The 11838-nt window shown below is 68.6% G+C and carries 12 protein-coding genes and 1 pseudogene; 5 read left to right on the forward strand and 8 right to left on the reverse strand.

Going from position 1 to position 11838, the window contains the following annotated elements:
- The 3 genes from OG828_RS31920 to OG828_RS31930 form a co-directional block, all read right to left on the reverse strand.
- Nucleotides 1-903, reverse strand: coding sequence for a Cgl0159 family (beta/alpha)8-fold protein (locus OG828_RS31920; RefSeq protein WP_443062450.1), 903 nt, complete (start codon nucleotides 901-903; stop codon nucleotides 1-3).
- Nucleotides 878-1858, reverse strand: coding sequence for a 5-dehydro-2-deoxygluconokinase (iolC, locus tag OG828_RS31925; protein WP_328503095.1), 981 nt, complete (start codon nucleotides 1856-1858; stop codon nucleotides 878-880). Before iolC ends, OG828_RS31920 begins: the two co-directional genes overlap by 26 nt.
- Nucleotides 1859-1977: 119 nt before the next feature.
- The gene (locus tag OG828_RS31930; protein WP_328503096.1) at nucleotides 1978-3159 is read right to left on the reverse strand and encodes a Gfo/Idh/MocA family protein; all 1182 of its coding nucleotides are present in this window, start codon (nucleotides 3157-3159) and stop codon (nucleotides 1978-1980) included.
- Nucleotides 3160-3302: 143 nt separating this feature from the next.
- Between OG828_RS31930 and OG828_RS31935 the strand changes: the two genes are divergently transcribed.
- The 5 genes and pseudogenes from OG828_RS31935 to OG828_RS31950 all read left to right on the forward strand — a co-directional run bounded on the left by OG828_RS31935 (nucleotide 3303) and on the right by OG828_RS31950 (nucleotide 7685).
- Nucleotides 3303-4337 (forward strand): LacI family DNA-binding transcriptional regulator, encoded by a 1035-nt coding sequence (locus OG828_RS31935; protein ID WP_328503097.1) that lies wholly within the window; start codon nucleotides 3303-3305, stop codon nucleotides 4335-4337.
- Between the two features lie 352 nt (nucleotides 4338-4689).
- Nucleotides 4690-5232, forward strand: a pseudogene (locus OG828_RS49630) (substrate-binding domain-containing protein); the annotation flags it as partial.
- Nucleotides 5233-5338: 106 nt separating this feature from the next.
- Nucleotides 5339-5782, forward strand: coding sequence for a substrate-binding domain-containing protein (locus OG828_RS31940; RefSeq protein ID WP_328504976.1), 444 nt, complete (start codon nucleotides 5339-5341; stop codon nucleotides 5780-5782).
- A 32-nt stretch (nucleotides 5783-5814) separates the two neighbouring features.
- Nucleotides 5815-6879 (forward strand): ABC transporter permease, encoded by a 1065-nt coding sequence (locus tag OG828_RS31945; RefSeq protein ID WP_328503098.1) that lies wholly within the window; start codon nucleotides 5815-5817, stop codon nucleotides 6877-6879.
- A 2-nt stretch (nucleotides 6880-6881) separates the two neighbouring features.
- Nucleotides 6882-7685, forward strand: a complete 804-nt coding sequence (locus OG828_RS31950) for an ATP-binding cassette domain-containing protein (protein ID WP_328364319.1) — start codon at nucleotides 6882-6884, stop codon at nucleotides 7683-7685.
- 45 nt (nucleotides 7686-7730) lie between these two features.
- Here the strand turns inward: OG828_RS31950 and OG828_RS31955 are convergent, their stop codons facing one another.
- The 5 genes from OG828_RS31955 to OG828_RS31975 all read right to left on the reverse strand — a co-directional run bounded on the left by OG828_RS31955 (nucleotide 7731) and on the right by OG828_RS31975 (nucleotide 11779).
- Nucleotides 7731-8012, reverse strand: a complete 282-nt coding sequence (locus OG828_RS31955) for a hypothetical protein (RefSeq protein ID WP_328364321.1) — start codon at nucleotides 8010-8012, stop codon at nucleotides 7731-7733.
- A 329-nt stretch (nucleotides 8013-8341) separates the two neighbouring features.
- Complete coding sequence (locus OG828_RS31960) at nucleotides 8342-8932, reverse strand: TetR/AcrR family transcriptional regulator (protein ID WP_328440550.1); 591 nt, start codon at nucleotides 8930-8932, stop codon at nucleotides 8342-8344.
- A gap of 143 nt (nucleotides 8933-9075) precedes the next feature.
- Complete coding sequence (locus OG828_RS31965; RefSeq protein WP_328504977.1) at nucleotides 9076-9672, reverse strand: TetR/AcrR family transcriptional regulator; 597 nt, start codon at nucleotides 9670-9672, stop codon at nucleotides 9076-9078.
- Between the two features lie 52 nt (nucleotides 9673-9724).
- On the reverse strand, nucleotides 9725-10822 hold the full coding sequence (locus tag OG828_RS31970; protein WP_328503099.1) for an SMP-30/gluconolactonase/LRE family protein: 1098 nt from the start codon (nucleotides 10820-10822) through the stop codon (nucleotides 9725-9727).
- Nucleotides 10823-10963: 141 nt separating this feature from the next.
- Nucleotides 10964-11779 (reverse strand): oxidoreductase, encoded by an 816-nt coding sequence (locus OG828_RS31975; protein WP_328503100.1) that lies wholly within the window; start codon nucleotides 11777-11779, stop codon nucleotides 10964-10966.
- Nucleotides 11780-11838 lie beyond the last annotated feature (59 nt).

An 11838-nucleotide genomic window follows, 5' to 3' on the forward strand; every position in this document is an offset into this window, starting at 1 on the left:
TCACAGCAGACTCACCGCCCGGTTCACCGCGCCGACGACGTCGCCGCTCGCGGGATAGAGCAGGGACCGGCCCACGACCAGACCCTGCGCGGTGGGCTGCTTGAGCGCCTTGCCCCAGGACGCGAACGCGGCGTCGGCGTCCTTGACCTCGCCGCCCAGCAGCAGCGCGGGCAGCGTGGAGGAGGCCAGCACGCGCTCCATATCCGGGACGACCGGCAGCTTCAGCCAGGTGTAGGCGGTACGGCGACCCAGCCCCGAGGCGATGCTGACCGACTTGATGACGGCGTCGGTGGAGAGGTCGTTACGGATCTTCCCGTCCTGCCACACCGATATGAACGGCTCGACCAGGGCGATGAGTTGACGGCCATTCAGCTCGTCCACGGCGCGGGCGCTGTTCTCCAGGGCGGACGGAGTCGCAGGGTCGCCCAGGGCGATACGGGTGAGCATCTTGCCGCCGTCGAAGCCCATCGCGGCGATCGTGGCGGCGTCGTAGCCGGTGAACCGGTCGTCGATCTCGAACACCGAACCCGCGAGACCGGCCCGGTTCATCGACCCGAAGACGCTCTTGCCGTCCAGGACGCCGAGCAGCAGCAGGTCCTCCAGGATGTCGGCGGTGGCCAGCACCCCGGTCACACCCGGCCGCTCCAGCGCCACGCACAGCCGGTCCAGCAACTCGAAGCGGTCGGCCATGGCGGACGGGTCACCGCCCACGCCGTTCGCGCCGCGCGCCGGATGGTCGGCGGCGATGATCATCGCCTTGCCGTGCTCGCCGAGCAGCGAGGCCGCCTTCACGCGGCGCGCGGCAGCGGCCGCGATGGCGCCGGGGTCGCTCACCCGGGCGTCCACGATCCGGCTCACGTTGTCGGACAGCACGTCGTCACGCCTTTCGTTCGGAGGAGCCATCGGGGGAGGCGAGGGATGCTTCACGGAGCTTGGCCTCGACCTCGGCCTCCGTCGGCATCGCGTCGGAGCAGGACAGCCGGCCCGCGACGATGGCGCCGGCGGCGTTGGCGAAGGACACCGTGCGGCGGGTCTCCCAGCCGGACAGCAGCCCGTGGCACAGCGCCCCGCCGAAGGCGTCACCGGCGCCCAGCCCGTTGACCACGTCCACCGGCACCGGCGGGATCTCGGCCGTCGAACCGTCCCGGTCCATCGCCAGCACGCCCTTCGGCCCCTGCTTCACCACCGCCAGCTCCACCCCGGCGGCGAGCAGTGCCTTCGCGGCGGCATACGGCTCACGCTCACCGGTGGCCACCTCGCACTCGTCGAGGTTGCCGACGGCGACGGTGGTGTGGCGGAGAGCCTCGGCGTAGTAGTCGCGCGCCTGCGCCGGATCACCCCAGAACATCGGCCGCCAGTCGAGGTCGAACACCGTCGTCCCCGCCTTCGCCCGGTGGGCCAGCGCGGCGAGCGTCGCCGAGCGGCTCGGCTCCTCGCTCAGCCCCGTCCCGGTGATCCAGAAGACCGACGCTTCCCGCACCGCGTCCAGGTCCAGCTCGCCCGGAGCGATGTCCAGGTCGGGGGCCTTGGGCAGGCGGTAGAAGTACAGTGGGAAGTCGTCCGGCGGGAAGATCTCGCAGAACGTCACCGGGGTGGGCGCGAGGCCCGACGTACCGACGAAGCGGCTGTCGACGCCGTAGCCCTCCAGCGCCGTACGGACGAAGTCCCCGAACGGGTCCCGGCCCGTCTTGGTGATCACGGCAGCGGTACGCCCGTAGCGGGCGGCGGCGACGGCGACATTGGTGGGGCTGCCGCCGAGGTACTTGCCGAACGAGGTGACCTCGGCCAGCCCCACGCCTGTCTGGAGCGGATACACATCCACTCCGACGCGGCCCATGGTCAGCACTTCGAACGGCATCACAGCTGGCTTCCCTTCGAGCAGACAAGCTTGAAGCGCTTGAATAGCGCGCTCTAGTCGAGAACGATGACTCCGTCCGAATGTCATGTCAATAGGTTGTTGCTACGAGGTTTCGCGGGCTACTGGACGGTGACTGCCTTGCCGTCGGCATCGGCGGAGGCCACGACCGCGTCGATGACGCGCAGGTTGTGCAGCCCGTCGGCGAGGGTGGGGCACGGGGGAAGGCGGTCCAGGCCCGCGATCTGCTCCAGGAAGGCGCGGGCCTGCCAGACGAAGAACTCGTGCTGGCCGTGGCCCACGCTGGGGAAGTCCATGGGCAGGCCACCGGCGATGTAGGGGTGGCCGGGGCCGACCACCACGCGCCGGTAGCCGTCCACGGGGGCGGAGGCCGCCGCGTCGGCGATGGTGAACTCCGCGGGCCGTGACAGTTCGAAGGTCGCCGCACCGCCCCTCGTGAACACCTCGAAACCAAGGGAGTTGGCCAGCCTGCGGGCGATGCGCGAGACGGAGAAGGTGCCGACGGCGCCGGAGGCGAACGTCGCGGTGAAGGTGGCGAGGTCCTCGTTCTCCACCGGCTGCCGCTCCTGGCTCACCTGCACGTTCGCCGAGTGCCCCACTGTGGTGCCCAGGGGTGTCGGCCGCTCGCGGACCTGTATGGACAGCACCGCACCCTGCACGCTGCGCACCGGCCCGCAGAAGTACTCGCCGAGATCGATGAGGTGACTGCCGACGTCGGACAGCGCGCCGGAACCGGGCCCGCCACGGTAGCGCCAGCTGATGGGGGCGTCGGGGTCGTGTCCGTAGTCGCACCAGTAGTGCCCGTTGAAGTGCTGCACGGGGCCGAGCGAGCCCTCCAGCACCTGCTGCCGGATGGCGTTGACGGCGGGGGAGCGGCGGAAGGTGAAGCCGGTCGCGGCCACCAGGCCGGTGTTCTCGGCGGCCTTCACCATGGCCTGGGCGTCGGCCACGGACGGTGCGAGGGGCTTCTCGCACAGCACGTGCTTGCCCGCCGCCAGCAGCGCCTCGACGATCTCGCGGTGCAGATGGTTGGCGACCACGACGCTGACCGCGTCGATGTCCTCGGCCTCGACGATCGCCCGCCAGTCGGTCTCGGCCCGCTCGTAGCCGTAGCGGCGGGCGGCGTCCCGGGCGAAGGGCTCGTGAGCATCGGCTACGGCGACCAGGCGGACCTCGGGCAGTCCTGCGCCGTACAGGGTCGCGGCCTGCCGGTAGCCGTTGAGGTGGGCTCGGCCCGCCATTCCGGCCCCGATGACCGCCACCCTGATCGGTGTTGTGTCCATGGTGATTCCCCTCCGGTGGCCGGCCAGGCAATGAATTAAAACGCTTTAAACCCTGGTACTATCAGCGGCGTCACAGATAGATGTCAAGGCTGTTACCGCAGATTCAGCAGAACCGGCAGAACCGGCAGAACCATGGAGGTCGTGTGGAAGAGCTCGGCTCCGGCGGCCCCGTGGGCGGCAACGGCGGGGCTGCGCGTCCCCGGCTGGAGGATGTCGCCGCGCGCGTCGGCTTGTCGACGGCGTCGGTGTCGCTGGTGCTGCGCAACATCCCCGGCCCCAGCGAGCGCACCCGGCAGCGCGTGCTGAAAGCCGCCGCCGAGCTGGGCTACCGTCCCGACCGCACGGCCAGCGCCCTGGCCAGCAGGCGCAGCAGGCTGCTCGGAGTCATGATCGACGTCCACAGCGCCTTCCAGGCCGAGCTGGTCGAGCATCTCCACACAGCCGCCGAGGGCGTCGGATACGACCTGGTCCTGAGTACCCAGACCCGGACCCGCGACGAGAGCACGGCCGTCGAGACGCTCCTCGCCTTCCGCTGCGAAGCCCTGATCCTGCTCGGCCCGGTGGCGCCCGCCTCCGTCCTCGCCGACCTCGACCGCAGGGCGCCCGTCATCTCGGTGGGGCGCAGGATCACCGGCGCCGACCTCGACGTCGTCCGCAGCGCCGACGACGACGGAGTAGGCCAGGTCGTCGACCACCTGGTGGGTCTCGGTCACCGCGCGATCGCGTACGTCGACGGCGGCAAGGGCGTCATCGCCACCGACCGGCGCCGCGGCTACCGGGCCGCCATGCGCCGTCACGGTCTCGACGAGCGGATCAGGGTCCTGCACGGGGACCTCACCGAGGAGGCCGGCGAGAAGGCCGGGCGGCATCTCCTCGGCGGCGACCTACCGACCGCGGTTGTCGCGTTCAACGACCGGAGCGCCATCGGGCTGCTCACGGCCCTGCGGGGGGCCGGGGTCGACGTCCCCGGCGCCGTGTCCGTCGCGGGCTACGACGACGACACCCTGTCCCGGCTGAGCTGCTTCAACCTCACCACCGTCAGCCAGAACGCCGAGGAGCAGGCCCGGCAGGCCGTCACGGCCGCCGTCGAACGCCTCGACCAGGGGCGCACGGCACCTCGGGAGATCGTCCTCGCTCCCTCGCTGGTCGTACGGGCGACCACGAGCCGACCGCGCTGATCCCGCCGAGCCGTCGAGTCGTCTGGCCGCTGTGCGTGGCGTGGAAGGCCTGAACCAGGCCTCCGGGCAGCACATATGTGGCTGATGCACTTTTATGCGACAGGCGCACGCCGCAGCGTGCACTCGTGAGCGAACTCTTGACACATTCCCGAAACGCAAGCATGCTCTGCGCACCGCTTAGGACTTAAAGCGATTTAAAGAGCTCGCTGAATCCACGCTCACACCTCGATCGAGCGTTGCCGTGCCGGGTACCGGACACCGCCGCAACGAGTTGTCCCAGCACCCCGCGCCCCGAGACATGCCTGGTCCCGCTCACGCCCTCAATCGGCACCACATGAAGGAGCACCCGCACATGGAACGCACCCAGATCCGGCGGCAGTCCGGCCGTCGTCTCTCCAGAAGCGGCCTGACCTTGGTGAGCCTGCTTGCCGTGACGGCGGCCGCGCTGACCGGGTGCGCCAGCGGTAAGGCCACCGGCGATACATCGGGGCAGTCGACGGCGCCGGCCGAGGGCGGAACGACGTCCGGCACGAAGAGCAACGGCAAGAACAGCATCTACGTCATCGGCGGCAAGTCCGACGACCCGTTCTTCTCCGCGGTCAAGCGCGGTGTCGAGGACGCGACGAAGCTGGTGAAGGCGGGCGGCGGCAAGGTCACCTACCTCGGTCCGCAGAACTACGACAACCTCGGCCCGGATGTCGCCAAGCTGACGCTGACCGCCATCTCGCAGAACCCGTCGGCGATCCTCGTACCGGACTGGGTGCCCGAGAACCAGGACTCCGCGATCAAGCAGGCCATCGCCAAGGGCATCCCGGTGTTCATCTACAACTCGGGCGGCATCGAAGCGGCCAAGCGGGTCGGCGCGGTGAAGTACATCGGGTCGGACGACTACGAGGCCGGCAAGGCGGGCGGCGCGAAATTCGCCGAAGAGGGCGCCAAGAACATCCTGTGCGTCAACACCGTCCCCGGGCTCCGCCAACCAGGAGGCCCGCTGCAAGGGCATCAAGGACGGCGCCACGAGCAAGGGCGCCGCTTCGAAGCAACTCCCCCTGCCCTCCTCCAACTTCGGCAACCCGTCCGCCGTCACCCAGGCGATCAAGGGCGCGCTGCTGAAGGACGGCAGCATCGACGCCGTGGTGACGATCGGCGTCGGGGACGCCGACAGCGCCGCCGCCGCGATCAAGCAGGCCGGCGCCGGCGACAAGATCAAGCTGGGCACCTTCGACCTCTCGCAGAGCCAGCTCGACCGGATCAAGGCCGGCGACCAGATGTTCGCCATCGACCAGCAGCCGTACCTGCAGGGCTTCTACGTCGTGTCGATCGCCAACCAGTACCTGTCCTACGGCGTACTCCCGCCGCAGAACCCGATCCTGACCGGCCCGCTCCTGGTCACCGCCGACAACGTCGACGCGGCGATCGCGGGTGCCAAGGCCGGCGTCCGCTGATCCCTCCCGATCCACGAAGGTGACACAGCCCGATGACAACCTCACTTACCGGAACGACGGCCGGGAAAGAGCCCGCCGTCGCCGTGCCGAAGCAGTCCGAGAGCCCCTTGGGGCAACTGCGCCACCGCCCCGAGGTCGGCGCGCTCATCGGAACGATCAGTGTCTTCGTCTTCTTCGCGATCTTCGGCGGCGAGAAGTTCCTGGCCCCGGCGGGCGCGGCGAGCTGGCTGAACATCGCCGCCGAGCTCGGCATCATCGCCATCCCCGTCGGGCTGCTGATGATCGCCGGTGAACTCGACGTGTCCGTGGGCTCGGTACTGGCCGGCAGCTCCATGACGCTGGCCATCGTCTCCGGCCACTGGGGCGCCCCGATGACCGTCGGCATCCTGTGCGCGCTCGGGCTCGGGCTGCTGGTCGGCCTGCTCAACGGGATCATCGTCACGCGCACCAACGTCCACTCACTGATCGTCACGCTGGCCACGCTGTCCGGTCTGGCCGGTCTCACTCTTGGCCTGTCCCGCGTCACGACCGGCACCACGAGCGTCCCCATCAACCCCGACCCGCTGTCGAAGTCGCTGTTCGGGCAGCTGATCGGCGGTCAGTTCGAGGTGGCGATCTTCTGGTGGATCGGCATCGCGGTTCTCGTCACGGTGCTGCTGACGATGATGAAGTACGGCAACTGGATCTTCGCCATCGGCGGCGACAAGGAGAGCGCCCGCGCCACGGGCATCCCGGTCGCCCGGGTGAAGATCGCCCTGTACATGGCCAGCGGTTTGGGTGCCGCCCTGGTCGGCGTGATCCAGACGATCCTCTACAACGGCGCCCAGGTCGCCAACGGCCAGTCCTTCGTCTTCAATTCCATCATCGCCGTGGTCATCGGCGGTGTGCTGCTCACCGGCGGCTACGGCTCGGTCGTCGGCGTCGGACTGGGCACGCTGACGTTCGCCATCGTCAACCAGGGCATCTACTACACCGGTTGGAACTCCGACTGGGCCAGCCTGATCCTCGGCATCCTCATCCTCGCGGCGGTCCTGATGAACAACACCTTCCGCCGGCTCGCCCTGTCCTACAAGCCCCGATCCGCGAAGAAGGCCTGACCATGACCGCACCCCTTCTGCGCCTGACCGGCATCAGCAAGTCGTTTCTCGGCACCAACGCGCTGCAGGACATCTCCCTCGAGGTGGAGCCCGGCAAGGTGCTGTGCCTGCTCGGCGACAACGGCGCCGGCAAGTCGACCCTGATCAAGATCCTCTCCGGCTTCCACAAGCCCACCACCGGCACGATCGAGATCAACGGCGAACCGGTCGTCTTCGACAGCCCGCGCGACGCCAGCGACCGGGGCATCGCCACCGTGCACCAGTTCGGCGGCACCTTCCCGTTGATGGGCGTCGGGCGCTGCTTCTTCGTCGGCGCCGAACCCACCAAGGGCTGGGGCCCGTTCAAGCTGTTCGACAAGAAGCTGGCCGGCGAGATCGCCGTACGAGAGATGCAGTCCCTCGGCATCACCCGCGTCACCGACGGCGGCCGTCTCGTGGGCAGCCTCTCCGGCGGTGAGCGCCAGGCCCTGGCCATCGCCCGTGCCGTCTACTTCGGCGCCAACGTCCTCATCCTCGACGAGCCCACCGCCGCCCTCGGCGTCAAGGAGGCCGCCCACGTCCTGCGGATCATCATGCAGGCCCGCGCCAAGGGCGTAGCCGTCATCCTCGTCACCCACAACGTCCGCCACGCCATGATGGTCGGCGACCACTTCGCCGTCCTCATCCGAGGCCAGAAGGCCGACGACTTCCGCAAGGGCGAACGCACCCGGGAGCAGATCACCGACCTCATGGCCGGCGGCGAGGCCATGGCCCACCTCGAAGCGGAACTGGCCGACATGCAACTCCAGGCCGAGACGGAAGCCTGACACTGTGCCCTCCACCGGCCAAGAGGGCTCAGCCTCTGCGTTCGCTCAGCCGAACAGCCTGCTGAGCAGGCCTCCGCCTGCGTCTTCGTCAGGACGCTCCGCAGCCGGAATCTCGCGTTGGTCGGAAATGCCCCCGATTCGATTCACGCCGTGCTCAGGCGACGAGCTCGGCACTTCATGTCCGACATGCTCCGGCTGGTCATTCCCGGAAGCGGATTGAACAATGCTGCCGCTGTTCTCTTCGTCCCCGGCGGTGGCCGGGCCAATGCTGCCGAGGACTGCTGCGGCAGCCATGGCGGTTACGGTCAGGAGCGTGCGGATGCGCATGTGGGGCGTTCTCCGTTCGAGTACGGAACATTGGACCGGCCCATATCATCATCAATTGTGAAATCCGAAGCCCAATGCGCCCATCTGTGGGCGAGGCGTCCCATAAAGCAGGTGGACCGTGACGGGGGAGTGTCAGCCGCTGAGCAGGAGCCGCGAAGGGTGACGATGCGGAGACCTCGGTGCGGTCGCCTCGACTGCCCTCGGTACGGCGCTCCACGCACGCCTCGCTCAGCCTGGAACCGGCACCGATCCGGTGTCGCCGACCCGCCCGGATCGGATCGTCTTGGTGCGCATGCGGACTGGGCGACCGGTCCGCGCGCGGAAGTGCGTCAGCCGCGCTGCCAGGTGTCCAGCAGGGCGAGGGCGTTGTCCACGCCCTGATCGAGGAGCTCTTCGGCGAGTTGACTGTCGGTCAAGGCGCGGGAAAGCTGCAGTGTCCCGGCCATCAGGCCGAGGAGGCTGAGCGCCTTCACACGCGCGGAGGACGGGTCCTCGGGCACCATGCGTTCGGCAATGCCCTCGACGAGGACCAGCACGCCGTCGGTGTACGCCTGCCTGGTTGTGTCGGTGCAGCGCCCGATCTCGTCGAGCAGCGCGGCGTTGGGGCAGCCGTCGCCAAGGCTCTCGCGGTGCTGGGGCGACAGGTACCCGCGCACAATCTGCTCGAGTCCGGCACGGCCAGGAGCAGCCCGCGCGACGACCTCCTCGGCCTGTACCTTCAACTGGTCGGCGATTGCCGTGGTGACGAGGTCGTCTTTGGATTCGAAGTGGGCGTAGAAGGCCCCATTGGTCAGCCCCGCGTCCTTCATGAGCGTCGAGACCCCGGAGCCGTCGATACCGTCCTGCTTGAGCCGGCGGCCCGCCGTCTCGATGATCCGCCGCCTCGTCTCCTGCTTGTGCTCTTTTGCGTACCGGACCACAGCACACGCTCCTTCGCCGACCGGAAGGGCTGGTTGCCCTTCACGGACTCACCAGTCTATGGTATTGCGAACGTAATCCAAAGAGGCGGCAGCGGCGACGGGCGAGCGTGGGGCTTTCATCAGTGAAGGCAGACACGGCCCCATCAGTTGTGCTGTTCGGTGTCTGCGTCTATCAGGGCGAGGGCGTTGCGGATGCCTTGTTCGAGGAGCTGGTCGGCGAGGTGCCGGTCGGTGAGGGCGCGGGAGAGTTGCAGTGTCCCGGCCATCATGCCGAGGAGGCCGAGTGCCTTCAGACGCGCCGAGGGCGGGTCGTGGGGTGCCAGGCGGGCGGCGAAGCCGTCGATGAGGACGAGCGCGCCCTCGGTGTACGCCTGCCTGGTGGGATCTGTGGCGCGTCCGATCTCGTCGAGCAGGGCGGCGTTGGGGCAGCCGTCCTCGATGCTGTCGCGCTGTTCGGGGGAGAAGTACCAGCGGATCATCTGCTCGAGTCCGGCACGGCCGGGTGCCGCCTGCGCGACGATGTTCTCGTGCTGTGCGCGCATCTGGTCGGCGACCGCGGTGGTGACGAGTTCGTCCTTGGATGTGAAGTAGGCGTAGAAGGTGCCGTGGGTCAGGCCGGCGTCCCTCATGAGCGTGGCAACTCCGGAGCCGTCGATGCCGTTGCGCTTGAGTCGGCGGCCGGCCTTCGCGATGATCCGCTGCCGTGTCTGCTGCTTGTGTTCTTTCGTGTACCGCACGATGCGTTCCTCCATGGGAGCCGGGGCTTGCGCCCCGGCTGCCGTCCGGGTCGGGTCAGTGTGCCGCGCCTGCGAGGAGAGCCGGGAAGTTGATCCTGGCGGTCTGCAGTTTCGGGTCGTGGGGCTCGGGGACCCCGCCGTTGGTGACGTAGAGCCGGTCGCCGCGGATCGCGGTCGCGGAGGGCGAGGTGAGACCGTCCGCGCTGGTCAGGACGGGCTTGTAGGTGCCGTTGGGGTAGATGACCACGACCCTGTCCGGACCGTTCTGCGAAGAGGAGCCGTTCTGCGCCGCGAAGACCACGTCGGAGCGGGGGGTGAGGAAGCTGATGTCGTCGATGTTGGGCAGGCCGCCGGTGACCTGGCGGATGGGGCCGGCCGTGCCGGTGGGGGTGACCGGGATCTGCAGCAGGGTGCCCTTGTTGAAGTTGGTGGCCCACAGGGCGCCGTTGTGGAACCTGAGCCCGTTGGCGCCGATCGGCAGGGCTTCGGTCGGCACTGGCGCGAGCGCGGCATCGGTCAGCCACGGGGTCACCGATCCGCCCGCGACGGGAACGGACCAGATGGTGCCCTTGAGGCTGTCGGCGATGTAGAGGGTGCGTCCGGCCGCATCGATGGCCAGCCCGTTGGGGCCCGAGTCGGGGGCCAGCGCGGCGATGCGCTGGGGGGTGCCGTCCGGAAGCAGCTTGTACACGCCGTTCCTGGCCGCGTTGCCCGCGGCCCACACGCTGTAGTAGACGGTGCCGTCACTGCCACGGGTGTTGCCGCTGATCGCCTCACCCACCTGCCCGGTGACGAGCACGGTGCGCTCTCCGGACGCGGAGATACGCATCAGCTGCGGCCCATGGGTGCGCTCGCACACCGCGCAACTGCCGAGCATGGACAGGGTCACCGAGCCGTCGGGGTTGACGGTGATGTTCTCGGGGACCTCGCCGACGGCGTAGTCGAACGTCGCCGTGGTCCGTACGTCGGTGACCACGGATCCGCCGGACCAGCGTCCCGTCTGTCCCGTTCCTGCGGACGCGGACGGCGCCGAGACCAGGACGCCCGCCGCCGCGGCGACCGCCAGCGCCATGACGCCCTTCCTCCTCGCCTTCCCGAAACGCCGGGTGCTCGATGCACTGCGCCGGACCGTGTGCTGACCTTGCTGCTGCATGACTCTCCTCGGTAAATCAACGAGTAACTGATCGATTGATCAGTGGCTTTGGGGACATCAGAGACGTCAGAGACATTGGGATGTCGGGTACATCGGAGATGGTTCGGGCGGAATCAGCGCCCTCGAAGCCGGACCGGCGTGTCAGTCGGGCAGGCGGTTGTTCTTGCGGATCTGCTTGTCGAACGCTCCGGCGGGGACGAGGCGGCGCGCCTTGGTGACGCGTGAGGCCAGCGGGCCGGCGGTGTACCGCAGCTTCGGCTTCTTGTCGGTGGCCGCGGTGACGATCGCCTTGGCGACGACGGCGGGGTCATCGCCCTTCTCCATCGCCTCCGCGACCATCTCGTCGAAGTCGCGTCGTCGCTCCGCGTACAGGGGCAGCGGGGTGTCGGGCTGCGCGGCGTTGGTTTCGAAGGGGGTCTTGGTGTAGGCGGGCTGGACGATGAGGACCCGGATGCCGTGTTCACGGACCTCGTGGTCCAGGGACTCGGAGTAGCCCTCGATGGCGTGCTTCGACGCGACGTAGAGGGCCATGAAGGGCTGGGGGGCGACCCCGAGGACGGACGAGATGTTGATGATGCGTCCGCCGCCCTGGGCCCGCATGTGCGGCAGGACGGCCTTCGTCATGCGGATGACACCGAGGACGTTGATGTTCAGGACGCTCTGGGCTTGGGCGACGGAGTTCTCCTCGACGGCGCCCGACGCGCCGATCCCGGCGTTGTTGACCAGGACGTCGATCCGCCCGAACCGGTCGATCACCTCTGCGACGGCGGCGGTGGCCGAGTAGTCACTGCCCACGTCGAGATCGAGGTACGTCACGCCGGGGGGCGGGGTGAGCCCGGAAGTCTTGCGGCCGGTTCCGATCACCTCGAACCCCGCCGCGACGAAGCCGCGGGCCGTCTCCTTGCCGATCCCCGATGACGCACCTGTCACGAGCACTACCGGTCGAGTTGTCAGCATCACGGAATCCTTTGTTTAGCTTACGTTCGTATGTCTTACGTTCGTATGACCATAGAGTG

Source organism: Streptomyces sp. NBC_00457 (assembly GCF_036014015.1).
Taxonomy (GTDB): Bacteria; Actinomycetota; Actinomycetes; order Streptomycetales; family Streptomycetaceae; genus Streptomyces.

What these genes read in the sequence shown, in the direction of transcription:
- OG828_RS31920 (WP_443062450.1), bottom strand. Translation starts at nt 903, where the DNA reads ATGGCTCCTCCGAACGAAAGGCGTGACGACGTGCTGTCCGACAACGTG.
- iolC (WP_328503095.1), bottom strand. Translation starts at nt 1,858, where the DNA reads ATGCCGTTCGAAGTGCTGACCATGGGCCGCGTCGGAGTGGATGTGTAT.
- OG828_RS31930 (WP_328503096.1), bottom strand. Translation starts at nt 3,159, where the DNA reads ATGGACACAACACCGATCAGGGTGGCGGTCATCGGGGCCGGAATGGCG.
- OG828_RS31945 (WP_328503098.1), top strand. Translation starts at nt 5,815, where the DNA reads ATGACAACCTCACTTACCGGAACGACGGCCGGGAAAGAGCCCGCCGTC.
- OG828_RS31950 (WP_328364319.1), top strand. Translation starts at nt 6,882, where the DNA reads ATGACCGCACCCCTTCTGCGCCTGACCGGCATCAGCAAGTCGTTTCTC.
- OG828_RS31955 (WP_328364321.1), bottom strand. Translation starts at nt 8,012, where the DNA reads ATGCGCATCCGCACGCTCCTGACCGTAACCGCCATGGCTGCCGCAGCA.
- OG828_RS31970 (WP_328503099.1), bottom strand. Translation starts at nt 10,822, where the DNA reads ATGCAGCAGCAAGGTCAGCACACGGTCCGGCGCAGTGCATCGAGCACC.
- OG828_RS31975 (WP_328503100.1), bottom strand. Translation starts at nt 11,779, where the DNA reads ATGCTGACAACTCGACCGGTAGTGCTCGTGACAGGTGCGTCATCGGGG.